This window comes from Streptomyces decoyicus (genome assembly GCF_019880305.1).
Classification (GTDB): Bacteria; Actinomycetota; Actinomycetes; order Streptomycetales; family Streptomycetaceae; genus Streptomyces; species Streptomyces decoyicus.
The window spans coordinates 765,639-790,891 of record NZ_CP082301.1 but is presented as its reverse complement, the minus strand read 5'-3'; the positions used below and the strand labels follow the sequence as shown (position 1 = coordinate 790,891).

23 protein-coding genes are annotated in these 25,253 nt (G+C 72.0%); 10 read left to right on the top strand and 13 right to left on the bottom strand.

The window, feature by feature from the left end:
- Positions 1-35: 35 nt before the first annotated feature.
- Positions 36-2,267, bottom strand: coding sequence for an FUSC family protein (locus tag K7C20_RS03260; protein WP_053209054.1), 2,232 nt, complete (start codon positions 2,265-2,267; stop codon positions 36-38).
- A 242-nt stretch (positions 2,268-2,509) separates the two neighbouring features.
- Here K7C20_RS03260 and K7C20_RS03255 point away from each other — a divergent pair, with 242 nt between their 5' ends.
- Positions 2,510-3,115: a PadR family transcriptional regulator gene (locus K7C20_RS03255; protein ID WP_030076712.1), complete on the top strand. Its 606-nt coding sequence runs from the start codon at positions 2,510-2,512 to the stop codon at positions 3,113-3,115.
- Positions 3,116-3,227: 112 nt separating this feature from the next.
- Here K7C20_RS03255 and K7C20_RS03250 read toward each other — a convergent pair whose 3' ends face one another.
- A complete protein-coding gene (locus K7C20_RS03250) occupies positions 3,228-4,208 on the bottom strand; it encodes an acyl-CoA dehydrogenase family protein (RefSeq protein ID WP_053209053.1) in 981 nt (326 codons plus the stop codon).
- The gene (locus K7C20_RS03245) at positions 4,208-5,377 is read right to left on the bottom strand and encodes an acyl-CoA dehydrogenase family protein (RefSeq protein WP_053209052.1); all 1,170 of its coding nucleotides are present in this window, start codon (positions 5,375-5,377) and stop codon (positions 4,208-4,210) included. The genes K7C20_RS03250 and K7C20_RS03245 overlap by 1 nt, the downstream gene beginning before the upstream one ends.
- 210 nt (positions 5,378-5,587) lie before the next feature.
- Between K7C20_RS03245 and K7C20_RS03240 the strand changes: the two genes are divergently transcribed.
- A complete protein-coding gene (locus K7C20_RS03240) occupies positions 5,588-6,370 on the top strand; it encodes an SDR family oxidoreductase (protein WP_030076706.1) in 783 nt (260 codons plus the stop codon).
- 135 nt (positions 6,371-6,505) lie between these two features.
- Entirely contained in the window at positions 6,506-7,663 is a 1,158-nt protein-coding gene (locus tag K7C20_RS03235) for an acetyl-CoA C-acetyltransferase (protein WP_053209099.1), read from the top strand.
- 7 nt (positions 7,664-7,670) lie between these two features.
- On the opposite strand, the gene K7C20_RS03230 is transcribed toward K7C20_RS03235, so the two are convergent.
- From K7C20_RS03230 to K7C20_RS03215, 4 genes are read right to left on the bottom strand one after another with little or no spacing between them, the layout of a single operon-like run.
- Complete coding sequence (locus K7C20_RS03230) at positions 7,671-8,723, bottom strand: NAD(P)H-dependent flavin oxidoreductase (protein ID WP_048828819.1); 1,053 nt, start codon at positions 8,721-8,723, stop codon at positions 7,671-7,673.
- 11 nt (positions 8,724-8,734) lie between these two features.
- Positions 8,735-9,481: a CoA-transferase subunit beta gene (locus K7C20_RS03225; RefSeq protein ID WP_030076699.1), complete on the bottom strand. Its 747-nt coding sequence runs from the start codon at positions 9,479-9,481 to the stop codon at positions 8,735-8,737.
- Positions 9,478-10,317: a CoA transferase subunit A gene (locus tag K7C20_RS03220; RefSeq protein WP_053209051.1), complete on the bottom strand. Its 840-nt coding sequence runs from the start codon at positions 10,315-10,317 to the stop codon at positions 9,478-9,480. The genes K7C20_RS03225 and K7C20_RS03220 overlap by 4 nt, the downstream gene beginning before the upstream one ends.
- A gap of 3 nt (positions 10,318-10,320) precedes the next feature.
- Positions 10,321-11,094 (bottom strand): enoyl-CoA hydratase family protein, encoded by a 774-nt coding sequence (locus tag K7C20_RS03215; RefSeq protein ID WP_030076695.1) that lies wholly within the window; start codon positions 11,092-11,094, stop codon positions 10,321-10,323.
- An 82-nt stretch (positions 11,095-11,176) separates the two neighbouring features.
- On the opposite strand from K7C20_RS03215, the gene K7C20_RS03210 reads away from it, so the two are divergent.
- Complete coding sequence (locus K7C20_RS03210) at positions 11,177-11,983, top strand: SDR family oxidoreductase (RefSeq protein ID WP_053209050.1); 807 nt, start codon at positions 11,177-11,179, stop codon at positions 11,981-11,983.
- A 24-nt stretch (positions 11,984-12,007) separates the two neighbouring features.
- The gene (locus K7C20_RS03205) at positions 12,008-12,925 is read left to right on the top strand and encodes an SDR family oxidoreductase (RefSeq protein WP_030076691.1); all 918 of its coding nucleotides are present in this window, start codon (positions 12,008-12,010) and stop codon (positions 12,923-12,925) included.
- A gap of 55 nt (positions 12,926-12,980) precedes the next feature.
- On the opposite strand, the gene K7C20_RS03200 is transcribed toward K7C20_RS03205, so the two are convergent.
- Both K7C20_RS03200 and K7C20_RS03195 read right to left on the bottom strand, forming a co-directional pair.
- Positions 12,981-14,420, bottom strand: a complete 1,440-nt coding sequence (locus K7C20_RS03200) for an MFS transporter (RefSeq protein ID WP_160328706.1) — start codon at positions 14,418-14,420, stop codon at positions 12,981-12,983.
- 116 nt (positions 14,421-14,536) lie between these two features.
- The gene (locus K7C20_RS03195; RefSeq protein WP_030076687.1) at positions 14,537-15,328 is read right to left on the bottom strand and encodes a uracil-DNA glycosylase; all 792 of its coding nucleotides are present in this window, start codon (positions 15,326-15,328) and stop codon (positions 14,537-14,539) included.
- A 325-nt stretch (positions 15,329-15,653) separates the two neighbouring features.
- Here K7C20_RS03195 and K7C20_RS03190 point away from each other — a divergent pair, with 325 nt between their 5' ends.
- A complete protein-coding gene (locus K7C20_RS03190; RefSeq protein ID WP_030076685.1) occupies positions 15,654-15,935 on the top strand; it encodes a hypothetical protein in 282 nt (93 codons plus the stop codon).
- Between the two features lie 115 nt (positions 15,936-16,050).
- Here the strand turns inward: K7C20_RS03190 and K7C20_RS03185 are convergent, their stop codons facing one another.
- The 3 genes from K7C20_RS03185 to K7C20_RS03175 form a co-directional block, all read right to left on the bottom strand.
- A complete protein-coding gene (locus K7C20_RS03185) occupies positions 16,051-16,761 on the bottom strand; it encodes a pyridoxamine 5'-phosphate oxidase family protein (RefSeq protein ID WP_030076683.1) in 711 nt (236 codons plus the stop codon).
- 227 nt (positions 16,762-16,988) lie between these two features.
- Positions 16,989-17,696, bottom strand: coding sequence for an MOSC domain-containing protein (locus K7C20_RS03180; protein ID WP_030076681.1), 708 nt, complete (start codon positions 17,694-17,696; stop codon positions 16,989-16,991).
- A 34-nt stretch (positions 17,697-17,730) separates the two neighbouring features.
- A complete protein-coding gene (locus tag K7C20_RS03175) occupies positions 17,731-18,348 on the bottom strand; it encodes a LysE family translocator (protein WP_053209048.1) in 618 nt (205 codons plus the stop codon).
- Between the two features lie 242 nt (positions 18,349-18,590).
- On the opposite strand from K7C20_RS03175, the gene K7C20_RS03170 reads away from it, so the two are divergent.
- The 3 genes from K7C20_RS03170 (at position 18,591) to K7C20_RS03160 (ending at position 21,320) form a co-directional block, all read left to right on the top strand.
- Positions 18,591-19,496, top strand: coding sequence for a dihydrodipicolinate synthase family protein (locus tag K7C20_RS03170; RefSeq protein WP_053209047.1), 906 nt, complete (start codon positions 18,591-18,593; stop codon positions 19,494-19,496).
- Positions 19,497-19,508: 12 nt separating this feature from the next.
- Positions 19,509-20,510: a proline racemase family protein gene (locus tag K7C20_RS03165; RefSeq protein ID WP_030076676.1), complete on the top strand. Its 1,002-nt coding sequence runs from the start codon at positions 19,509-19,511 to the stop codon at positions 20,508-20,510.
- A gap of 93 nt (positions 20,511-20,603) precedes the next feature.
- Entirely contained in the window at positions 20,604-21,320 is a 717-nt protein-coding gene (locus K7C20_RS03160) for a GntR family transcriptional regulator (protein WP_048828799.1), read from the top strand.
- 17 nt (positions 21,321-21,337) lie between these two features.
- On the opposite strand, the gene K7C20_RS03155 is transcribed toward K7C20_RS03160, so the two are convergent.
- Positions 21,338-22,723, bottom strand: a complete 1,386-nt coding sequence (locus K7C20_RS03155; RefSeq protein ID WP_030076672.1) for an aminopeptidase P family protein — start codon at positions 22,721-22,723, stop codon at positions 21,338-21,340.
- Positions 22,724-22,878: 155 nt separating this feature from the next.
- On the opposite strand from K7C20_RS03155, the gene K7C20_RS03150 reads away from it, so the two are divergent.
- A complete protein-coding gene (locus K7C20_RS03150) occupies positions 22,879-25,203 on the top strand; it encodes a collagenase (protein ID WP_053209046.1) in 2,325 nt (774 codons plus the stop codon).
- Positions 25,204-25,253: the final 50 nt, after the last annotated feature.

Here is a 25,253-nt window from a genome sequence, read left to right as displayed (position 1 = left end):
GTTGCAGCGAGCACCCGCCGATCGGCGGCGCGGCCTCACATCTCCTTGTGGATCCGGTTCAGATCGGCGGTCAGCCCATCGAGCCAGATCACCGAGTCCAGGAGCAGCGCGGCGGCCAGCGCGCGGGTGTCCCGGTCCGGGCTCTCGCGCGCGATGGCCGGGGCCACCGCCAGCAGGGCGCGGATGTCGAGTGGCCGGGCCTCTTCCCAGGCCACCTCGCCGTCCGTGCGCAGATGCCGGGCGAGGGACCGGTAGTCGGCCGCCGTCCGGTCTGCCGCATGCCGCAACCAGGCGCCGGCCCCGTGCGCGGTGATGCGGCCGGGCCGGTCGGGCAGCAGCCGTTCGCCGCGCCGCGCGTCCGCCCCGGCGACCAGCAGCGCGGGCCAGTCCGGCTGCGTGGCGGTCTTCTCCCGCAGCTCGCACTGGTACTGGGCCAGGCTCTCCTGCGCGAGCATGAGGGCACGGTTGATCACGAAGACGTCGGTGCTGCCGGAGCGTTCGACGACCCGTGCGGTGGTGTGCCCGATGGCGTCGGCGATGGCCGAGCACAGCCCTGCCATGCTTCTGCGCACCTCCCGGCCCGCGCCCCGTGGCCAGGCCACCAGCCCGCAGGCCAGCCCGATGAGACTGCCGACCAGTACATCCACCAGCCGGACCGGGGCCAGCTGCCAGGTGACGGGGGAGACCTGCGCGAACAGCGTGGCCACGACCAGCGTGAACCCGCCCTGCGCCCAGGCCAGCCCGCGCAGCGGCCCCACGGTGAACGCCACCAGCATCACGACCGGCAGCACGACCGCGTAGACCGTGTCCCGGTCGTGGACGAGCGCCAGCAGCCCGCCGGCCAGTACCGCGCCGACCAGCGTGCCGCTCAGCGCCTGCCGGACCGCGGACCACGTCTCCAGGCTGGTGGTGCGGGTGAGCGTGAGCGTCGCCAGCAGGACCCAGAAGCCGTGCTGGAGGTCGAGGAGTCCGGCGATGGCCCGCGCGGTGGCCAGGCCGAGCGCGAAGCGGCAGGCGTTCTGGAAGATCACCGACCGGGGGGTGAGGTGCGTGGTCAGCCGCTGCCACCACAGCTGGTGGGCATGCGACTGCGCATAGGCGAAGGCGTGCCCGGCGGGGCTCCGTTCGACGGAACGGTCGCCGAGCAGCAGCCGGGTGGCCAGCGCGAGAACGACGGCGCAGTCGGCGGCCTGCACCACCTGGGACCGTCGGCGCAGATAGACCAGCCGGTCGTCGGCGCTGAGCCGCTCCAGGGTGTCCACGGCCCGGTGGGCCCGCACGGGGTTCAGCTCACTCTGGAGGGCCGCCGCGCAGGGGCCCTCGCCGGGCCGCAGCCGCTTGCCGCGCCGCAGTGCGTCCGCCGCCTCACGGGCGGCGGCGCTGATGCCCTGGAGCAGCACCACTGTCTCCGGGTGGTAGACGTCGTGCGGTCCGGCCGCGGTGTGCAGGGCTTCCAGCCGCGCCAGCAGGGTGCGGACCGACTCGGTGGCGTGCGCCATGGCCTTGTGGGTGAGGGTGGGGGAGGCGGGCAGGTCGGCGGGCGGCACACGCGACGGACGCAGGGCGTCCCCGGTTTGGCGCGCCCGTGCGAGCGCTTCCGCGGGAAGGGGCCCGCCGTGGTGGTCGGCCAGGTCCGCGGCGGCGTCGGAGGCATCGGCCAGCAGCCGGCAGAAGGGCGGGGTGTCCGGTTCGGGCAGCACATAGCGCTGGGCGAGTGCGAGCAGGACGGCTCCCAGCAGGAAGCCGGACAACCGCTGGCCCAGGGCGTCCGGGGCATACGGCGGGAAGCACGGCAGGATGTAGAGCAGCTGCATGCCGGGTGCCGCCCCGGCGATCCGCGGTCCGGTGGTGCCCGCGTACGCCACCACGAAGCCGATGACGAGCATGCCGAGGACGGCGGCCCAGGTCTGCACGGCGAGCAGCGTGCCCAGCGTGACGAGCGCCAGCCCGGCCGGGATCGCGGTGAGGACGGTTGCGGCGCGCTGGCGCCCGGACCCCGGGATCCGGGCCAGCACGCCGAGCGCCACCACGGTGAACGTGGCGTAGACGGACATGACGGTCAGGCCGAGCGCGTAGCGGCAGAGGTAGAAGGCCACGCACGAGCCCGCTGTCACCCGGACCGCGTTGCCGACCACGGAGCGGTGTCCGCGCAGGCCGTGTCTGCCGTGCTCCAGCAGATAGCGCAGTCTGCGCAGCACCGCCCCGGCGGGCCCGCCGGCCGACTGCCGCGGCCCGGTCCGCGGGGAAGCTCCCTGTAGCGGGCTCACCTCTCCACTATTGGCCAGCGGGTCCGGGTCCGCACCGCGCGGGCGCCCGGCGGCCGCGTCGAGGAAGCGGTCGGCGGCCGCCCCGGGCCCGGAAGCGCCGGGTACTTCGAACAGAAATACCTCTTTGCTGGAAGACCGGGAGCACCAGGAAGAGCGGGACCACCAGGAAGGCAAGGGCCGCGGAAGGGAGTTGGTGATCTCCGCGGCGGGCCTGCGCGGACACGGACCGTAGACTGCGGCACGTGACGGAGAAGAAGGCGGGCGCCGTGGACACCGGGGACGCGGAGCAGCCTGCGCTGCCGGCCACCAGTTGGGCGGTGCTGGGCCTGCTCTCCTTCGGTGAGGAGCTCTCCGGCTACGACCTGAAGAAGTGGTCGGACTGGTCGCTGCACTTCTTCTACTGGAGCCCGTCCTTCAGCCAGATCTACGGCGAACTGAAGCGGCTGGAGAAGGTGGGCTACGTCAGCTCCCGGATGGTCGCCCAGGAGACCGGCAACCGCGACAAGCGGGTCTATGTGATCACCGACGAGGGGATGGCGGCGGTCCGCCACTGGGCGCGCGAGGCGCCGGTGGAACCTCCCGTCCTCAAGCACGGGGTGATGCTGCGGCTGTGGCTCGGTCATCTGCTGGAGGCCGACCGGATGCGTGAAGTGCTGGGCCGCCACCGGGAGTACGCGGAGACGATGCGGCAGCGCGCCGAGGTGGACGTCGCGGGCGCCCACGCCGATGAGGCCTGGGCCTACCCCTCGCTCGTCCTGAAGTGGTCGGAGCGGTACTACACCGCCGAGCGGGATCTGGCCGATGCCATGCTGGCCGACCTGGAGGAGAGGGACCGCAGGCACCTGTAGGGGGGGTGCGGCGGACGCCGGCTCGTTCTGCGGAACGTCGGATTCCTGAGCCCGCGATGTGGCGGCGCGGCGCCGTCGTCCGAGACGCCGGACGACGGCGGCACGTCCGCGGTCAGCCGGCGAGGACACGGGCGCGGCAGTCGGCCGGAGTCCCCCACGCGTCCCGCAGCGGGCGGGCCTTGCGGATCCACAGCGAGAGGTCCAGCTCCTCCGTGTAACCGAGAGCGCCGTGCAGTTGCAGTGCCGTACGCGCCGCGGCATAACCGGCCTCGCCCGCCGCGACCTTCGCCGCCGCCACCTCCCTGCCTGCCGACGGGGCGCCCGCCGCCAGCGCCAGGGCCGCCGCGTACACCAGCGGCTGGGCGAACTCCAGCCCGATGAGGGTGTCCGCCAGCCGGTGCTTGACCGCCTGGAAGGAGCCGATGGGCACCTGGAACTGGGTGCGTCGCTCGGCATGGGACACCGTCGCCGCGAGCAGGGCCCGGCCGAGGCCGAGGGACTGCGCCGCGGTGGCGAGCCGTGCGACCTCGACGGCGTGCGCGGCGGCCGCGGTCACCGCGGGGCCCCTGGCCACCACGGTGCCGCCGAGCGGGCGGGCCAGCCGTCGGGCCGGATCGAGGGAGGGCTGCACGGGGCCGTGGGTGTCCGTACGGCGCACCGTGTCGCCCTGGACGACGAGGACGGCATCGGCGGCATCGGCGTCCAGCGCGTAGGGGGCTCCGGCGCACAGGCTGACCACGGCGTCGCCCGCGGCGATCCGCGGCAGCCACACCCCGGCCCCGGCCTCCTCGCCCAGACGCTCCAGGAACGCGGCCGCCGCCACCGTCTCCACCAGCGGACCCGGCACCGCGTGGCGTCCCAACTCCACGAAGGAAAGGGCGAGTTCGACAGGAAGCGGCCCCACCCCTCGGTGCCGCTCGGGAACGGCGAGCGCGAACACGTCCGCCGCCGCGACCCGCGCCCACAGCTCACGGCCCGGCTTCTGCTCCCCGGCCGCCCAGGCGCGCACCACGGCCGGCGTGCCGGACGCCCCCAGCATGCCGTCCAGCGTGCGGGCGAACTCCCGCTGTTCATCGGTCAGGAGGAACCGCATCACCTGCGCCCCTTCGGCAGGCCGAGCAGTCGCTCGGCGACGATGTCGCGCTGGATCTCGTTGGTGCCGGCATAGACCGGGCCGGCGAGCGAGAAGGTGTACCCCTCGGCCCAACTCCCGTGCGCGGGTGCCTCGTCGGCGTCGTCGGCGAGCATGCCGTACGGGCCGAGCAGGTCCAGGGCGGTCTCGTGCAGGGCGATGTCCAGCTCGGACCAGAAGACCTTGTTCAGGCTGGACTCGGCGCCGATCGACCCGCCGGCGGCGAGCCGGGAGGCGTTGGCATAGGTGAAGAGCTGGTACGCGCGGGCGCCGATCAGCGCGTCGGCCACCCGCGCGGCCAGGGCCGGGTCCGCCGCCCCGGGAGCCTCGCGCCACAGCGCGGCCAGCCGCTCGGCGGCCGCGGTGAAGCGGCCCGGACTGCGCAGCGTCAGGCCGCGTTCGTTGCCCGCGGTGCTCATCGCGACCCGCCAGCCCTGCCCCGGCTCCCCGAGGACGTCCGCATCCGGCACGAAGACGTCATCGAGGAAGAGTTCGGCGAAGGCCGGCTTGCCGTCCAGGCGGCCGAGGGGGCGTACCGTCACGCCCGGTGCGTCCAGCGGGAACATCAGATAGCTGAGCCCCTGGTGCGGCCGGGCGGTGTCCGGGTGGCTGCGGAACAGCCCGAAGGCGCGATCGGCGAAGGCGGCCCGGGAGGACCAGGTCTTCTGCCCGTTCAGCAGCCAGCCGCCGTCGGTCCGTACGGCGGTCGAGCGCAGCGACGCCAGATCCGATCCCGCCTCCGGCTCCGACCAGGCCTGCGCCCAGATGACCTCGCCGCGGGCCATGGGGCCGAGGATGCGGGCGCGTTGGGCGGCGGTGCCGTGCTCGAAGAGGGTGGGGGCGAGGAGGTTGATGCCGTTCTGGCCGACCCGCCCCGGGGCGCCCGCGGCGTAGTACTCCTCCTCGAAGAGCAGCCACTGCAGGAGCGAGGCGCCCCTGCCGCCGTACTCCTCGGGCCAGGAGACGACCGACCAGCGGTCCGCGGAGAGCCGGTGCTCCCACTCCCGGTGGGCGGCGAAACCCTCCGCGGTCTCCAGCGACGGCAGCGGTTCGGCGGGTACGTGCCGGACGAGCCAGTCGCGGGCCTCGGTGCGGAACTCCTGGTCCGCGGCGCTGACTTCGAGGTCCATCAGGCCCCCGCCTCTCGGGTGGCGGTCGCGACCGGCCCCTCCCGTTCGTCGTACACGGCCTCGTCGTCGTGGGCAGCGGGCATCCGCCCTCCTTCCCTAACAAGTGTTTGGTAGATTAACGTACCGGCACGAGCAGCGTCGAGGCCTCCGCCACCGCCGAGCGCCTTCGGACCGGATCCGCAGCCGGCTGCGGGAAGAGGAGGCTCACGTATGACACCGCCCCCCTACGTGCCCGGCCACCACCTGCTCGACGGCCGGACCGCCGTCATCACCGCGGCCGCCGGAGCCGGCATCGGCGGTGCCACCGCCCGCAGATTCCTGGAGGAAGGCGCCAGTGTCGTCCTCGGCGACGCCCATACGCGCCGGCTGAAAGAGACCACCGAGGCGCTCGCGGAGGAGTTCGGCGCCGCCAAGGTCGCGTCCCTGCCCTGCGATGTCACCGACGAGGACCAGGTCGACGCCCTGCTGGCGAGCGCCGAGGAGCGCCATGGGCGCCTCGACATCGTGGTCAACAACGCCGGGCTCGGCGGCACCGCCGACCTCGTCGAGATGACCGACGCACAGTGGGCCAAGGTCCTCGATGTGACCCTGAACGGCACCTTCCGCTGCACCCGGGCCGCCCTGCGCCGGATGAAGGACACCGGCAGCGGCGGCGTGATCGTCAACAATGCCTCGGTGGTCGGCTGGCGTGCCCAGCGCGGCCAGGCCCACTACGCCGCGGCCAAGGCCGGGGTGATGGCGCTGACCCGGTGCGCGGCCATGGAGGCCGCCGAGTACGGCGTGCGGATCAACGCGGTCGCCCCCAGCCTCGCGATGCACCCGCACCTGGCGAAGGTGACCACGCCCGAGCTGCTGGCGGAGCTCACCGAGCGGGAGGCGTTCGGCCGCTACGCCGAACCATGGGAAGTCGCCAATGTCATCGTCTTCCTGGCCGGCGACTACGCCTCGTACATGACCGGGGAAACGGTGTCCGTCAGCTCCCAGCATGCGTGAGGCGCAACGGGTGCGACGGGCCGTGTGCCGCACCGCCCCGGGGAGGACGCACACCGGAACCCGTCGACCGTGCCGCCCTGCACCGCCTTGCGGAACCGGCCGCAACCTCCGCAGAATCTGACCAAGGAGACCACCATGTCCGAGGCCTATATCGTCGACGCGGTCCGCACCCCGGTGGGCAAGAAGGGCGGCGGTCTGTCGGCCGTCCACCCCGCCGACCTGGGCGCGCATGTGCTGACGGCGCTGATGGCGCGCAGCGGGGCCGATCCGGCCGCCGTCGAGGATGTCGTGTTCGGCTGCCTGGACACCGTGGGCCCGCAGGCCGGGGACATCGCCCGGACGTGCTGGCTGGCCGCCGGCCTGCCCGAGGAGGTGCCCGGCGTCACCGTCGACCGCCAGTGCGGCTCCTCGCAGCAGGCCGTGCACTTCGCGGCGCAGGGGGTGCTCTCCGGCACCCAGGACCTGGTCGTCGCGGGCGGTGTGCAGAACATGTCGCAGATCCCGATCGCCTTCGCCAGCCGGCAGGCCGCCGCTCCGCTGGGGCTGACCGAGGGCCCGTTCGCCGGGTCCGCGGGCTGGCGGGCCCGCTACGGCGAGGCGCCCGTCAACCAGTTCCACGGCGCCGAACTCATCGCCGCCAAGTGGCACCTCTCCCGTGAGGACATGGAGGAGTTCGCGCTCCGCTCGCACCAACGGGCCGTCCGCGCCCTCGACGAGGGCCGCTTCGACCGCGAGATCGTCCCCTTCGGGGAGGTCACCGCCGACGAAGGGCCGCGCCGCACCACCTCGTTGGAGCAGATGGCCGGGCTGCGGCCGGTCGTCGAGGGCGGCCGGCTGACCGCGGCGGTCTCCTCGCAGGTCTCCGACGGCGCGGCCGCCATGCTCCTCGCCTCCGAGCGGGCGGTGGCCGAGCACGGCCTCACCCCGCGGGCCCGTATCCACCATCTGTCGGTGCGCGGCGAGGACCCGATCCGGATGCTGTCCGCCCCGATCCCGGCGACGGCGTATGCGCTGAAGAAGGCGGGCATGCCGATCGACGCCATCGACCTGGTCGAGATCAACGAGGCGTTCGCGCCCGTGGTGCTGGCCTGGCTGAAGGAGACCGGCGCCGACCCCGAGCGGGTCAACGTCAACGGCGGTGCCATCGCCCTCGGCCATCCGCTCGGCGCGACCGGCGTCCGGCTGATGACGACGCTGCTGCACGAACTGGAGCGCACCGGCGGCCGGTTCGGGCTCCAGACCATGTGTGAGGGCGGCGGCCAGGCCAACGTCACCATCATCGAGCGACTCTGACGCCGCATCAGGATTGCGTGACCGGCAGCGCGGCCAGTGTCGCGCGCGCCTCGGCCATGATCCGGTCGACGAGTTCCGCGCAGGACGGCAGATCCTCGATCACCCCGGCGACCTGGCCGGAGGCCATCACCCCCAGATCGGTACGGCCGTCGACCATCGACGCCTTCAGCAGCATCGGGGTGTTCGCGGCCAGCAGGACCTGGCTCCAGGAGAGTTCCCTGCCGTGTTTCATCGCCAGGCCGTCGCGGACCAGCTGTGCCCAGCTCAGGCCGGACAGCTTCCTGAACGATGCGGCCCGGCGGACTGCTTGGAGCAGCGCGGTGGTGCGCCCGGACCGCTCCAGCGCCTCGACCAGCTCGCTGCGCAGCATCCGGTGCGGCAGCCCGTCGACCTTGGTGGTGACGGTGATGTCCTTGGCGTCCGCCGCCAGATAGCGGTCCTGCACGGCCTGCGGCACGGTGCTGTCCGACGTCAGCAGAAAGCGGGTGCCCATGGCGACACCGGCCGCGCCGTAGGCGAGCGCCGCGACCAGGCCCCGGCCGTCGAAGAAGCCGCCCGCCGCGATCACCGGGATGTCGACCGCGTCCACGACCTGCGGAAGCAGCACGCTCGTGGCGACGCTCCCGGTGTGGCCGCCGCCCTCCCCGCCCTGGACGACGACCGCGTCCGCGCCCCAGGCGGCGACCTTCTCGGCATGGCGGCGGGCACCGACGGACGGGATGACGACGACACCCGCGTCCTTCAGCCGGGCGATCAGCTCACGCGAGGGGGCCAGGGCGAACGAGGCGACCCGTACGCCCTCCTCCACCAGCAGGCGCACCCGCTCGCCCGCGTCTGCCGCGTCCGCCCGCAGGTTGACCCCGAAGGGCGCATCCGTACGGGACGCGACCTCGCGGACCGCCGAGCGCAGTTGCCCGACGGTCATCGTGGCCGAGGCGAGAATCCCGAGTGCGCCCGCGTTGGCCGTCGCCGAGACCAGCCGGGGCCCCGCCACCCACCCCATGCCGGTCTGCACGAGGGGGTGGCGCACCCCGACCAGCTTCGTCAGCGGCGTCTCGATCCGGACGTCCGTCATGGCGTCGGCACCTCGCGGTCGCGCCGCCCCTCCGGGTCGAGGACCGTACGGATCAGCCGCAGTTCGGTCGGAGTGGGCTCCCGGGTGGGGGGCACCTCGTCGGGCAGCGCCAGCGCGAACCCGGTGGCCTCCTGGACCTCCTCGACCGTGACTCCGGGATGTACGGAGGCCAGGCGCATGGTGCGGTTGGGGGTCGCGAAGTCGAAGACGCCGAGGTCGGAGACGACACGGGGAATGCGGTGGTAGCGGGTCGCGGACGGTCCGGCGGCGGCCGCGCTGTCGTACCCGACCCCGCTGATCATGTCGACCTTCTCGACGAAGACCCGCTTCGAGTGCGTCGGCACCCAGTAACTCACCGGATTGTTGAGGGTGTTGACCGGTGCGCCGCGGACGCCGAGGAGCTGGCGGGCGGGCCGCTGCCAGTCGCCGATGCAGGAGATGTTCTGGTTGCCGAAGCGGTCGAGCTGGCTTGCGCCCATCATCACATGGCGCCGGCCGCCGGAGACCATGGTGAGGTGCTGACGGTAGGGCAGCCAGCCCTCGGCCGCCCCGTCGAGGCAGACGATCATCGCCTCACCGTCGGTGAGGAGCAGATCGGGGGAGAAGGTGCGCTGGGCGAGCCGGGCGCCGATCGACGGGATCAGGCCCATCGGGCTCGCGAGCACCTCGCCGTTGTCGCGCCAGGCGTCGGCGCAGGCGATCGCGCAGTACTCGGCACGGGTCGTCGTGGTGGTGGCGCTCACTGCTGCTCCTCGTGCCAGGTCTGGACTGCGGACTGGTAGGCCTTCTCGTCCCCGGACAGGAACCGCTCGGCGAACTGCGGCCAAGGCGTGGTCGCATAGAGCTTCTGGAAGGGCTCGTCGCGGCCGTAGTCCGGGACGCAGGAGGTGAAGTGCGCGCCGTTCGGGGTCTCGACGACGCCGGTGACCGCGTGCCGCTTGACCAGGAGGGTCTGCGGGACGGCCCCGACGAAGCCGTCCACGAGCCGCTCGCAGGAGACATATGCCTCGTCCGCGGCCTCGCAGAACAGGTCGTCGAAGTACGGGTCGGGGCCGAGGTACTGGCCGTTTCCGCGCCGGTCGGCACGGTGGAGGTGGACCAGCGCCGCGTCCATGCGCAGGGCCGGCATCGCGACGAAGGTCTCGCCGTCCTCGTAGGGCGACGTGACGGTCTTCAGAGCGGGGTTGACGCGCATCACGTCCGAGCCGAGGCCGGACCGTACGGGCAGGAACGGCAGCCGGTTGGCGGCGGCGTGCAGGCCCCACATGAACATCGCCTCGTCGATCTCCGTCAGCTCGAACGCGCCGCGCTGACGGGCCGCGCGGAAATGCGGTTCGAGGGGGATCGAGTCGAGGGTCGCGAACGCCGCGACGAGCCTGCGGATCCTGCCCGCGGCGGCGAGCAGACCGACATCGGGGCCGCCGTACGAGACCACGGTCAGATCGGTGACATCGGAGCGGAGCAGCGCCCGCACCAGCGCCATCGGCTTCCGGCGGGAACCCCAGCCGCCGATGCCGAGGGTCATACCGCTGCGCAGCCGGGAGACGACGTCCTCGGGCGTCATGGTCTTGTCGGTCACGGGTCAGGCCCCTTTCGTCGGTGTGCCGCCCGGCGCACCGAAGGTGTCGCGGACGCGGTCGGCGACTCCGCTGAGGTTCGCCTCGAAGGTGAAGCCCTGCTCGAAGCGGTAGCTGCGCCGTACGTCGACGGGGTCGATGCCGTTGAGGGCGGCCTTGGCCAGACGGAGGAGAAAGCCGTCCTTCTGTGCGATCTCGTGCGCCAAGTCCCGTGCCGCATCGCGCAGTTCGGCGCGCGGGACGACCTTCCAGACGGAACCGTGTGCCTGGAGTTCGGCGGCGGTGGCGGTCCGTGAGGTGTAGTAGAGCGCGCGCATCAGGTGCTGCGGGACGAGCCGGGCCAGATGGGTGGCCGCGCCGAGCGCGCCGCGGTCCAGCTCCGGAAGCCCGAAGGTGGCGTCGTCGCTGGCCACGATGGCATCCGCGTTCCCGACGAGGCCGATGCCACCGCCCAGACAGAAGCCGTGCACCGCCGCGACGACGGGGACCTCGCACTCGTAGACCGCCGAAAACGCCTCGGCACAGCCGCGGTTGGCGCCGATCAGGGCACCGTGCCCGCCGGCTGCGGTGTCCCGCTGCATCTCCTTGATGTCGACCCCCGCGTTGAAGCCGCGGCCCTCCGCGGTCAGCACGACGCAGCGGACGGCGGGGTCACGGCCGGCCGCGCGCACGGCCGCGGCGAGGTCGTACCAGCCCTGTACGGGAAGGGCGTTGACCGGAGGGAAGTCGGCGGTGATGACGGCGATGCCCTGGTCCGGCTCGGAGGTGGAGACACCCATGAGCAGATCAGCTACCTTTCCACCAAGCGTTTGTTAGGTAGCGAAGTTAGCAGCGGATGCCGCGCTGCGGGAGGGGTGCCCGTTGAGCCTGGCTCTCGATCTGTCCGGGCGGCTGGCCGTCGTCACCGGCGGCACCCGGGGCGTCGGCGCCGGCATCGCCCGCGCCTTCCTCCAGGCCGGTGCGGAGGTCGTGGTCTGCGCACGACGACCACCGGACACCCCGGTCACGGCGGCCGGCCGCCAGGCGTACTTCCGCGCCCTCGACCTGCGCGACGCGGCCGCCGTACCCGCCTTCTTCGCCCGACTCGCCGCCGACTACGGCCGCTTGGACTGCCTCGTCAACAACGCAGGCGGCACGCCGTACCGGCTGCTGGGGGAGGCGGACGCCGCGCGGCACGCCCGGGTCGTCGCACTCAACCTCCTCGCGCCGCTGACCGCCTCGCTCGCCGCCTACGAGGTGATGCGGGACCGGCCGGGCGGCGGTTCGGTCATCATGATCGGCAGCGTCAGCGGCACCCGCCCCTCGCCCGGCACCGCCGCCTACGGCGCCGCCAAGGCCGGTCTGGACCACCTCGCCCGCTCCATGGCCGTCGAATGGGCCCCGGAGGTACGGGTCAACACCCTCGTCCTCGGCATGGTGCGCACCGAACTCGCCGCCCTGCACTACGGCGACGAGGCGGGTATCGCCGCCGTCGGCGCCACCGTCCCGCTCGGCCGGCTCGCCGAACCCGCCGAGATCGGCGACGCCTGCGTCTTCCTCGCCTCCGACCGCGCCGCGTATCTCACCGGCGCGAGTCTGCTCGTCCACGGCGGAGGGGAGCGCCCCGCCTTCCTCGACGCCGCCACCGTCAACCACCCCACCGCGCCCGACGCCACGAAGGACATCTGACATGACCGGAAAAGGAGCACGGACATGACCGGCACGGGGATCTGCACGGGACGCGTGGCCGCCCTCACCGGAGCCGGCCGTGGCCTCGGCCGCGCCCACGCCCTGGCCCTCGCCGCCGAAGGCGCCCAGGTCGTGGTGAACGACCTCGGGGTGGCTCCCGACGGAGCCGGCTCCTCGGCCGGTCCGGCCCAGCAGGTCGCCGACGAGATCCGGGCCCGCGGCGGCCGGGCCGTCGCCCACACCGGCGACATCACCACCACCGACGGCGCGGCCTCGCTCGTCGCCACCGCCCTGGACGCCTTCGGGCGCCTCGACACCCTCGTCAACAACGCCGGCTTCCTGCGCGACCGGATGCTGGTCAACCTCGACGAGGACGACTGGGACGCCGTCATCCGGGTTCACCTCAAGGGCCACTTCCTGCCACTGCGGCACGCCGCGGCGCACTGGCGGGCCGAGGCCAAGGCCGGCCGCAGGCCCGACGCCCGGATCATCAACACCAGTTCGGGCGCCGGTCTGCTCGGCAGCGTCGGCCAGGGCAACTACTCCGCCGCCAAGGCCGGCATCCTCGGCCTCACCCTCGTCGCCGCCGCCGAACTGGCCCGCTACGGCGTCCAGGTCAACGCCCTCGCACCGGCGGCCCGTACCCGTATGACCGAGCGGACCTTCGCCGGGACGATGGCGGCGCCCGCCGAGGGGGAGTTCGACGCGATGGCCCCGGAGAACGTCTCCCCGCTGGTGGTCTGGCTGGCCTCGGCCGACAGCGCCGGGGTCACCGGCCGGGTCTTCGAGGCCGAGGCGGGCCGGATCACCGTGATGGAGGGGTGGCGCCCCGGCCCCACCGCGGACCGGAAGAGTCGCTGGACACCGGCCGAGGCGGGCGAGGCCGCCCGCGAACTGCTGGCAGCGGCCGGGACCCCACAGCCGGTGTACGGCACGCGGTGACGCACGGCATCACGGCCCCGGACCGGGCGCCGCCAGCGGCCCTCCACGGCGCCCTTCAGCCGGAGACCGTGGCACCACCGTGTGCACGCCGCCGCGGCGCGCTGACCGCGAGCAGACCGAAGGCGCCGAGGAACGCCAGCACGGACGTGCCGCGCAGGACGGACTCGATGGCGGGCCCGTCGGCGGCCGCGGTCGACGGGGAGCCGCTGATGACCTCCAGCACCGTCGTCGCGACGGTCACGCTCACCGCACCGAACAGCACCAGCGCGGTCAGCACCAGCCCCGACGCCGCACCCGTCCGCTCCGCAGGGACATGCGCCTGGGTGGCCACGTTCGTCAGCGCCCACCCCAGCCCGATGCCCACCCCGCAGAGCGCGAAGACCACCGCGTACCAGCCCAAGGGCCGCACCCAGGTCAGCAACAGCAGCCCCGCACCGCTGGTGAGCATGCCGCAGGCCATCAACCGCTCGGCACGCCACCGCAGGGCCAGTCGTCCGGCACCGTAGCTGGCCGCGCCGACCCCGCAGGACAGCGCCAGGAAGACCACCCCGGCGTGGAACGGCGACAGCCCCCGCGCCTGTTGCAGATAGAGCGCCGAGAGCACCGCGATCAGGCAATAGACCACATTGGAGAGCGAACCCGCGAGGGTGATCACGTCGAACTTCACATTGCGGAAGAGCGACAAATCGATCAACGGCTCCGGCGTGCGCCGTTCCAGCGCCACGAACAGTACGAGGGAGGCGATCCCGACCGCGACGGCGGCCAGGGTGGGCGCGGAGGCCCACCCCCAGCCCTGTCCCTGGTCGACCGCGAGCATCAGGCAGCTGAGGCCGAGGGCCACGGTCGCCGCGCCGGGCAGGTCGAGACGGCGGGTCGCCTGCTCGTCGCGGGTCTCGGGGACAAAGCGCAGCACCAGCAGCGCGGCGGCCAGACACACCGGCACATTCAGCAGGAACACCGCACGCCAGCTGACGTGTTCGGCGAAGACACCGCCCACGAACGGCCCCAGCGCGGTGCCGACGGCGCTGAACGCCAGCACCGTACTGACCGCCCGCCCCTGCCGGTCGTCGCGGAAGTAACTGCTCACCACCGCCACGGAAACGGGAAAGATCAAGGCCGCGCCGATGCCCTGCACGATCCGGGCGGCAATGAGCCAGGGCGCGTTCTGTGCGGCGCTGCACACCACGGACAGGGTGGCGAACACCATCAGTCCGATCACGATGACCCGTCGCCGCCCGTGCAGATCGGCGGCCCGGCCACCGACGATCATCAATGCGCCGATGGCCACCATGTAGCCGCTGACCAGCCATTGGAGATCGGTCGACGTGGTGCCGAAATCCCGGGCGATGACCGGGAGCATCAGGTCGAGCGCGAACCAGTCCATCTGCACGATGAGCATGGACAGCGCGGCAGCACAGATCACTGCCCGGTCCCGGTGGGAGAAGGTGCCGCCCGGGGCGGCCTCCTCTGCCTGCTCCGCCAAGCGATGGCGCACGAGCACTCCTCGGCCGTAAACCCGTAACCAACCGGTCTGCGCAGCCGTCTTGGTTCTCAGGATAGGAGGCGGCGTCCGGGGCCGCATGGCGGCGTATTCCTGGTGCCCCTGGGGCGTCAGTCTCCTGGGCCGGCCGGCCTCGCGAGTGCGGCGGCGCGGGCGAGCAGCTCGACGAGCATGTCGAAGGTGAGCCGGCCGGTGAACGTATTGCGCTGGCTGGGGTGGTAGCTCCCGAGCACCTGGAGTTCCTGCCGCCGCCCGGTGGCGGGCAGGGTCAGCTGTACGCCGTGGCCGAACGCGGGGCGGGGCCGGGGGAGCGGCCACCCGGCCTCGCCCAGTACGGGCAGCAGCGCCTGCCAGCCGAAGGCGCCCAGCGCCACGACCGTGCGCAGGTGGGGGCTGAGAAGTTCGAGCTCCGCCGACAGCCATGGCCGGCAGGTGTGCCGTTCGGCGGGTGTGGGCCGGTTCTCCGGCGGAGCACAGTGGACCGGTGCGGTGACCCGCACTCCGTACAGCTCCAGCCCGTCGCCCTGGTGCGTCGCGGTGGGCTGCGAGGCGAGACCGACCGTATGGAGAGCGGCGAACAGGAAGTCACCGGAGGCGTCCCCGGTGAACATCCGGCCGGTGCGATTGCCGCCGTGCGCGGCGGGTGCCAGCCCGACGATGGCCAGCGCCGCATCCGACGGCCCGAACCCCGGGACGGGACGCGCCCAGTACTCCTGGTCCCGGAACGCCGCACGCGGATGCGCGGCAACCTCCTCGCGCCATTCCACCAGCCGGGGACAGGCCCGGCACCTGGCCACCTGCGCATCGAGCTCCGCGAGCTTGCCGCACCGCCCTGCATGAAAGGCGGGAAAGGCACCGTCGTCAGGTCCCGGCGGCGACCCCGCCGCTCCTGTCTCGTCCATCCCTCCACGCTAGAGGACCGAGGGGAAGGGTGAGGGTCACCGGCAGTCGGTGAGCGCATGACGTGCTGTCGTGCTTGTCGTGCTGTGGTGCTGTGGTGCTGTGGTGCTGTGGTGCTGTCCGGTGTGCTCGGAAATCCTTGTTGCCCTGTTCGTGGCCCTGCGGCTATGGGCCTGGTCATCCGTAATCGAACAGAGGGAGTGGCGAGAGCCACAACGAACACGGAAGAACCGTGATCAGCAGCTCTGCTGACGACTGATCAACGGTTGAGAGGGCCTTGCCAAGGCCGGAGTCGGACGAGATCCGACCACCCCTTCTCCGCTGTCGATGACAGACAGCGTTCTCCTGGGCCTGATCAACTACCTGGTTCTGTGGTTCCGGACGGTCCTCGGCCTCGACGTCGAGAACTCCGGCTACCTCCTCACCGCCATGATGCTCGGGGTCGTGCTGACCTCCTGGATCAGCGCCAAGGTCATGGCCCTGCTGGAGCTCAAGCGCCAGTCGACCGCCTGGGACTGGAAGATCTCCGAATCCGTCGAGCAGATCACCGGAGAGCCGCCGCTGACCCTGCGCAACTGGGTCGACGAGAACCTCCACCTCTTCGGCTGAGCCGACCCGCCCATCGGCTCCCCGACCGATAAGGCCGTACGGGTCCGAAGGCCGGCAAGACCGCCTTCGGACCCGTCGGCTTCGGTCGATGACTCGATCGGCTGCTGGGCATCGGTCATCCGGACCGGGGCTGGGGCTGGGGCTGGGGCTGGGGCGTGGGCGCGGCGCGGCCGGCGAGATGCGAAGGGGGCTCGATGCCTGCGGGAAGTGCGGGGTCCGGTTCCAGGGGACCCCAGGAGGTGTGCAGCGGAAGAACCCCTGCCCACAGGCCGAGTTCGGCGTCCGCGCCGTCCGCGTCGTCCGGCGGTCCGGTCCGGATCTTCACGGATGCCTCGTCGAGCGAGAGGGCGAGCAGCGCCGTCGCGGCGAGTTCCCTGCGGCTGGGGCGCCGGGCGTAGTCCCACTGGCCCGGCGTCGCCTGTTCGGTGAGACAGCGCAGACCGGCGAGCTTCTCGTCCGGGTCGGTGACCGGGCGGGGCGTGCCGAACACCATCGCACTGCGGTAGTTGACACCGTGCTCGAACACCGAGCGGGCCAGCACCAGCCCGTCGACATGCGTCACGGTCACGCAGACGCTCGCCCCGGGCGAGGCGGCCAGGCTGCGACTCGCAACCGACCCGTGGAAGTACAGCGTGGTGCCGTCCGAACCGTAGACCGTGGGCACGACCAGCAGCGTGCCGTCCACCATCACGCCGATATGGCAGAGGAACCCGGCAGCCAGCACGGCATCGAGGGCATCGCGGTCGAGACTGCCCTGCTCGCGCAGCCGGCGATGGCGTGTGCGCGCGGTCTCCGGAAGCTTCCGGGCAGGCGGCGGGGAGGTCATGACGGCCCTTCCGAGGGGTGACGACGGGGACCGGGCGCCCTCACGACAGCGCGCCCACGCCAAGGACGCACCGAACTCACCTCGGGTACCCGGCACTGCGCGAGATCCTACTGATTCCACGCATTGCTGGCTACATAGCGCATGAATTCGTTGCGAGCGCGCCTTATCGCGACGGATTTCGTAGGTGCGCTATGAGGTAGGCCGACAGTGTGACGCCGGGCAGTGCGTCAGATCAGCTCGACGGTGTCCCCGAGGCGTACACGTCCCGGCCGGGCGACCGTGGCCAAGGCGTCCAGCCGCATGTCGTGTGCCTGTGCGATGGCTCGCAGGATCAGTGGGGAGTGCGGCAGGTCCTGCTGGGCCTCGTTGGTCATCACGCATCGCTCGCTGGCGCGCTCGAACCGTACGCACAGGGCGCCGCCGATGCCGCCGAACCACTCGTCCTCCACGAACGGAGGCGTACCCGGCGGCGTCCGGACCAGCAGGTTCGGACGGAACCGGCGCTCGTCGACCGGCACGCCGGGAACGGCCGCGCGGACCCAGTCGAGGGTGGCGGTGGTCAGGACGCTGAGGGGGAGCTGGTCGAAGTGCGAGATAGTGCCCTCGCGGGCCACTTCGACGTCGTCCCGGTCCAGGTAGTGCCGCACATAGGAGGTCGGGTCCGGTACCGGCTCGCCGTCGGGGTCCAACAGCTCGGGCGCCGCCGTCGCCGCTCCTCCGGGGTACCGGGACCGCAGCCGCAACAGTCCCGGCATGCGCCGGAACCGGCGGGTGTTCTTGCCCGAGCCGAACTTGCCCTCGGCGTCCCGCACCGCGTGGAGCCGGTCGCCGACGAGGCCCCGGGCATCCACGGCGGCCCCGTCCAGCAGCTCACCGCCGGTGGACTTGATGGGGTACCGCCAGATCCGCTCGATCGTGCCGAGCACCGTGCCCATGCCCGCCCCTCCCGCGAGTCGACTGTCGGTGGTGTCAGTTGGCTTCCGCGGCCACTCGCACCCCGAAGCCGATGAGCACCACACCTGTCACGCGGTCCAGCAGCCGCCGGACGCGCGGCCGTTCGAAGACCGAGCGCGCCCGGGACACGAGGCAGGCGTAAGAACCGAGCCAGGTCAGGGTCAACGCCGCGTGCAGCAGGACCAGCAGACCCATGCCGGCCGCCGAGGGCAGGTCTTCCGGGGCCAGGGTCGGCAGCAGGCCGGTGTAGAAGACGGCGATCTTCGGATTGAGGACGTTGGTGATCAGGCCCGTCAGGTACGCGCGTCCCGAGCCGGTGGCCGTCGGCCCGGCGGCCCGCGGCGCGCAGCGGCGGCTCTGCCAGAGGGCCTGCAACCCGAGGAAGCCCAGGTATGCGGCGCCCAGGACCTTGACGACGAAGTACGCCTCCGCCGAGGCCGCGAGGATCGCCGCGAGCCCGACGACGGTGAACGCGCCCCACACGAGCAGCCCGGTGGTGATCCCGGCGGCGGTGCGCAGGGCCTCCGCCCTGCCGGAGGCGATCGCGCGCTTGGTGACCACGGCCATGTCCGGCCCCGGCACCACGGTCAACAGGGCGAGCACTCCGGCCGCCATGGCTGTCTGCGTCCACATATGACCAGTCTGCTGGGAAGCGATCACATCCGGGATGTGACACCAGTCACGGTCGGACGCGCCCGCGGCGTCGGGAAGCGCCCGGACTCCGGATGCGGCGGTTCTCCGGTGCGGGCCGCTCGCCTGTCCCGTCGCCCTGGGGGAACTCGCCCGCGAGCAGGGGTGGTTCCGCTCTCCTGCCGACCTTGGCAAGTCCCTAGGACACACAATAAAATGTCACACCTCATAGAAGGAGACTTCGTATGGTCACGCGCACCCGCCCATGGCACGGCATCATGGTCGCCACCACCCTCCCCTTCCGCTCCTTCCGCAATGAACTCTCCGTCGACTACGAGGCCTACGCCGCCCAGGTTGCCCGGCTCCTCGCCGCCGGGTGCGACGGTGTCGTCCCCAACGGCTCCCTCGGCGAGTACCAGACGCTCACCGACGAAGAGCGGGCCCGTGTCGTCCGCACCGCAGTGGAAGCCGCCGGTGACGGCGACCGGGTGATGCCCGGCGTCTCCGCCTACGGCAGCGCGGCATCGCGCCGCTGGGCCGAGCAGGCCGCCGAGGCGGGCGCCGGTTCCGTACTGCTGCTGCCGCCCAACGGCTACCGGGCCGACCCGGCCGCGGTCCGCGCCCACTTCGCCGAGGTGGCCGCGGCCGGGCTGCCCGTCGTCGCCTACAACAACCCCTTCGACACCAAGGTCGACCTCACCCCCGGCCTCCTCGCCGAGCTGCACGCCGACGGCAGCATCGTCGCCGTCAAGGAGTTCAGCGGCGATGTTCGCCGCGTCTACGAGCTCGCCGAAGTCGCCCCGGAACTCGACCTGTTGATCGGCGCCGACGACGTCCTCCTCGAACTCGCCCTGGCCGGCGCCGTCGGCTGGGTCGCGGGCTACCCGAACGCGCTGCCCGAGGCGTGCGGCACCCTCTACCGGTCCGCGGTCGCCGGCGACCTCGACACCGCGCTGCCCCTCTACCGCGCCCTGCACCCGCTGCTGCGCTGGGACTCCAAACCCGAATTCGTGCAGGCGATCAAACTCTCCATGGACCTCGCCGGACACCACGGAGGACCGACCCGCCCACCTCGCTCCCCGCTCACCGCCGAGCAGTCGGCCGCGCTCCGCTCCGCCACCGAGAAGCTCCTCGCCGACGGCCACCACTGAGAGGGGCTCCCCATGCGCACCCGCCATGTCTTCCACGCCGTCGACTCCCACACCGAGGGCATGCCCACCCGTGTCATCACCGGCGGCGTCGGCACCCTGCCCGGCGCCACCATGGCCGAGCGCCGGGCGCACTTCGCCGCCCACCGCGACGACATCCGTACGCTCCTGATGTACGAGCCCCGCGGCCACGCCGCCATGAGCGGTGCGATCCTCCAGCCGCCGACCCGCCCCGACGCCGACTACGGCGTGCTGTTCATCGAGGTCTCCGGCTACCTCCCGATGTGCGGGCACGGCACGATCGGCGTGGCCACCGTCCTCGTCGAGACCGGCATGGTGGAGGTCCGGGAACCCGTGACCACCGTGCGGCTGGACACGCCCGCCGGACTGGTGACCGCCGCGGTACAGGTGCGGGACGGGGCGGCCACGGCCGTCACCCTCACCAACGTGCCCGCGTTCTGCGCCGGACTCGACCGCAAGGTCACGGTCCCGGGCTACGGCACGCTCGGCTACGACCTCGCCTACGGCGGCAACTTCTACGCGATCCTGCCGCTGGACCGCGTCGGACTGCCCTTCGACCGGGCCCGTAAGGACGACATCCTCGCCGCCGGGCTCGCCCTCATGGACGCGGTGAACGCCACCGACCGTCCGGTCCACCCCGAGGACGAGCGGATCGGCGGCCTCAAGCACGTCTACTTCGCCGCGCCGGGGTCGGACGCCATCCGCTCCCGGCATGCGATGGCCATCCACCCCGGATGGTTCGACCGCTCGCCGTGCGGAACGGGTACCTCCGCGCGGATGGCGCAGCTGCATGCACGCGGTGAACTCCCCCTCCACCAGGACTTCGTCAACGAGTCCTTCATCGGAACGGAGTTCACCGGCCGCCTCGTCACGGAAACCACGGTCGCCGGGCGCCCGGCCGTCGTCCCCACGGTCACCGGACGGGCCTGGGTGACCGGCACCGCGCAGTACTTCCTCGACCCGTCCGATCCGTTTCCCGGGGGTTTTCTGCTGTGACCACCGGCCGTGGTGACGGCCGTTGACACCACCGGGGAGTTTGCACAACGTGACATTGTACGCTGGCACTCCGCGTCAACTCGGAGGAGCACGATGGGTGAACTCAAGCACCGCAGCCTGGTCACCGCTCAGGAGCGGCTGCGCGATCAGGTCGCCCATCAGCTGCGCGCGGCGCTGATCGCGGGGGAGCTCCGCCCGGGGTCGGTCTACTCGGCCCCGGGCCTCGCCGCGGACTTCGGTGTCTCCGCCACCCCGGTACGCGAGGCGATGCTCGACCTGGCCCGGGAGGGGCTGGTCGAACCGGTCCGCAACAAGGGCTTCAGGATCACCGAGGTCAGCGAGCGCGACCTCGACCAGTACACCGAGATCCGTGCCCTGATCGAGGTCCCGGTGGTCGGCCAGGTCACCCGCACCGCAGGCCGGGCACAGCTGGAGGCCCTCCGGCCGGCCGCCCTGGAGATCGTCGCGGCCGCCCGGGCGCACGACCTCATCGGTTACCTGGAGGCCGACCGCCGCTTCCACCTCGAACTGCTCGGCCTCAGCGGCAACGACCGCCTCGTCGAGACGGTCGGCGATCTGCGCAAGCGCTCCCGCCTCTACGGCCTCACCCGCCTCGACGAGCGCAACCAACTGCTGCCCTCGGCCGAGGAGCACGTGGAGCTGCTCGACGTGATGCTGACGGGCGACGCCGAGGCGGCCGAGTCCTGTATGGCCCGCCACCTCGGTCATGTCCGGTCGCTGTGGGCCCAGGGCCGCGACGAACCGCTGGTACCGCACCCACAGCGCGCGTCGGTCGTCCGCCAGGGCTGACGACCGGCGCCGCCGGGTCAGGCCCCTCCGGTGAGCAGCCCTGCCATCCACTCCTCCACCCCGTCGGCGGTGCGCGGCAGCGCCGACGACATCAGCCGGGCCCCGTCCGCGGTGATCACCAGATCGTCCTCGATACGGACACCGATGCCGCGCAGTTCCGGTGGCAACGTCTCGTCGTCGGGCTGGAGATAGAGCCCCGGTTCGACCGTGAGGACCTGCCCCTCGGTGAGGACGCCGTCCAGATACTGCTCCGCGCGCGCCCGGCCGCAGTCATGCACATCGAGCCCGAGCATATGGCCCGAACTGCACAGCGTGTAGCGCCGGTACAGGCCGCTGTCGGGGGTGAGCGCTTCCGCCGCCGGGACGGGCAGTACGCCCCAGTCGGCCAGCCCCTCGGCCAGGACGCCCGTGCAGGCCCGGTGGAAGTCGCGGAAGCTCGCGCCCGGTTTGAGGGCGGCGATGCCCGCGTCCTGCGCGGCGAGCACCAGGTCGTACACCCGTCGCTGGACGGGGGAGAAGCGCCCGGAGAGCGGCAGGGTGCGGGTGATGTCGGCGGTGTACAGCGTGTCGGTCTCCACGCCCGCGTCCAGCAGCAGCAACTGGCCGGGATCGAGCGGGCCGTCGTTGCGGATCCAGTGGAGCACACAGGCATGGGCGCCGGCGGCGGCGATGGTCTCGTACCCCGTGCCGTTGCCCTCGGCGCGGGCGCGCAGCTGGAAGACCCCCTCGATCCAGCGTTCGCCCCGCGGGTGGCGCAGTGCGGTGGGGAGGGACCGTACGACATCCTCGAAGCCGGTGGCGGTGTGATCGACGGCCTGCTGTAGCTGTGCCACCTCCCAGTCGTCCTTGACCAGTCGCAACTCGCTGAGTACGGATGCCAGTTCGGCATCCCGGGAGGCGTCGCGGTCGGTCCGTCGGCGGACGAGGTCGTCCAGATGCGCACAGCGGAGGCCGGTGAGCCGCCCGGCCTCGGCCAGATCGGGGTGGCGGCCCACCCAGAACTCGCCGTAGCGGCGGTCCCGGTAGAACTCGCCGCCGCTGTCCCGAGGTGACCGCGGCCGCAGGTACAGCACCGCCTCCCCGTCCGGCTCCAGCACCAGGACATGCCCCGGCTGGTCCTCGCCCGTCAGCCCGGTCAGCCAGGCGTAGGCGCTGTGCGGGCGGAAGCGGTGATCGCAGTCGTGGGAACGGACCGTCAACTCACCGGCAGGGACGAGCAGTCGTTCGCCGGGGAAGCGTGCGGTGAGCCGGGCCCGGCGGCCGGCGAACCGGTCGAAGCCCGGAACGCGGGACCCGTCGGGGAGCGGCGTGGCGGCCCAGTGGTCGGTCATGAAGCCGGCGAGGGCGTCCGACACCGGCAAGTCATGGCTGCCGGTGTGGAGTTGGGGGGCGGGCGAGGTCATGTCGACACCTCCGGGAAAGAAAAGTACCTGAAGCCTTGTCAGTGCAATTTCACATTACTATGTTACGGGTCACACTTCGTGGAGTGAAGGCCATGGCCCCCACCCCCGGACAAACCCCCACCCCCCTCCCGGAGGTTCAGGTGTCACATCCGCGTATGCCGCGCAGGATCCTGCTGGCCGCGACGCTCGCCACCACCCTCGCCCTGCCGGCCGTCCAGGCGGCCCAGGCGGCACCCCGCACGTCGGCGCTCCCCGCACAGCGGACCCAGGCGCAGCAGTCCGGACACCGGCCCGCGGCGCCCCCGGCCAACCCCTTCGACCAGGTCCAACGCCTCGCCAGGACACCGAAGTTCGACGCCTCCCCGGCACCGGCGCCGCGCACGGTCACGGAGAGAGGTCGCATACCGGGCCCGCAGACCAAGCCCTCCACCGCGCCGCACCGTCAGAGACCCGGCGTCGCGCCCTGCACCCTTGACGGCATCACCGGCCTGAGCCCCGAGCGGTTCGCGGACTTCCTCGCCGACCCGGCCGTCACGGCCGACGACTGCCTGCGCAGCCTCGTCTGGACGTGGGACGCCCGGCTCAGCCCCGTCATGTCCGACGCGCACGTCCAGGCCGTGGCCCGTCGCATCACCAGCCTTGCCGCCGCCCACGACGGCAAGAACAGCAGCCATCTGTACGAGATGTTCACGTATCTGCACGCAGTGGCCTACCAGGACTTCTCGCACGACGAGATCGACACCACCGACGCCCCCACCGTCGACGCCGTACGCCGCGCCGTCGACGCCTTCCGCTCCGCCGCCCGCACCTTCGACGTCACCCGGGCCAATGCGGACACCCTGCGCGAAGCCCTGTACGCCGCCAGCGCCCCGGGCCTGCGCCAGCATCAACTCGACCTGATCCAGCGGGTCCTGGCCACCATGGACGCGGCCCACCCCGCCACCCACAAGGACCAGGCCTGGGGCAACGCCGCCCTCGCCGCGCTCTCCGTCAACTACCTCGGCGTCTACCCCGGCAACAAGGACACCGCCTTCCAGTACGCGGTCGCCTCGGACCCCGGCTACCGCGCCGTCTTCAAGGCCTTCGTCGGGTACACGCACCTCAAGGGCACCCCCAACGCATGGGTCGTACGCGACGCGCTCGGGGAGTACGGCCGCTTCGGTCAGATCCCCTCACTCAAGAAGGCCGTCGTCGCCGACCTCGGAGCCCTCCTCCCCACCACCGTGGCGAACTTCGGCGAGGGCAGCGAACCCTGGGCCAAGGTCGCCACGTGGCTGGGCTTCTTCGACGCCTGCAAGCCGTACGGGGTGTGCAAGGAGGACATCGAGAAGCGGATCTTCCCGCGCACCTACTCCTACGACAACGGCTCCATCAAGGTCCGCACCGCCCTCGACCGCGCCGTCGTCGATCAGCTCTACTACGCGTCCAAGCAGGTCAGGGCCCAGTTCCACCGGGTGCTCGGCACCGGCGAACCGCTCGCCGGCGACCCCAACACCACGCTCACCATCGTCCTGTACGCCTCGCGCGGCGACTACGAGGTCTACCACCCGCTGCTCACCGGCATGGGCACCAACAACGGCGGCGTCTACATCGAGCAGGGCGCGACCTTCTACACCTACCAGCGGCGCGTCCCCCAGGACTCCAGCCTCACCCTCGAAGAGCTCTTCCGGCACGAGTACGTCCACTACCTCAACGGCCGTTTCGCCGTCCCCGGCTTCTTCGGCGAAGGCCCCTGGTACGAGGGCGACCGCACCACCGCCATGGACGAGGGCAGCGCCGAGTTCTTCGACGGCTCGACCCGCGACAACGGCATCGCCGTCCGCCGGTCACTCGTGCGCGACATCATCGCGGACACCGCGGGCGGCAAACCCCGGATGACCGTCAACGAGTTCCTGCACGCGACGTACGACCACGACGGCTTCCGCTTCTACTCCTACGCCGGGACGTTCTTCGAGTTCCTGTGGCGCGAGCACCCGGCGCTACTCCAGGAGATGTACCGGCATCTGCGCGCCGACGACCCGGCCGCGTTCGACTCCTGGCGCCACCGCATGGGGTCCGACGGGGGCCTGCAGCAGCAGTACGACGCCTTCCTCGACGCACAGATCGCCCTCGTCGACGACCTCTTCGTACCGAACACCACGTTCACGCCCCAGGGCTCCCTGAAGTTCGCCACCCCTGCCGAGGTGCAGAGCGCCTTCGCCGCCGCCACCGCCAACACGCCCGCCTGCAAGGAGGGCGACCCGGGCCTCGGCCGGTTCACCTGCACCGGCCGGATCACCGCCAATCTCGGCAACTCGGGCAGCCCCGACCAGGTCTTCAAGGACATGTCCGAAACCGTCGACTACTTCATCCTCGACCGCACCAAGCCCGCCGCGAACAACTTCACCGATATGAACTGCTCGTTCGGGCCCACCGAGATCTGGCCCTCGGGCCGGGCCGGCAGCGCGGACTTCCGCTGTGAGGGCCCGTTGCGGCGGTGACCCGGCCGTCGCGCTCGGCGGTCGCACGGCCCGTCGTGCCGCGGACGGGC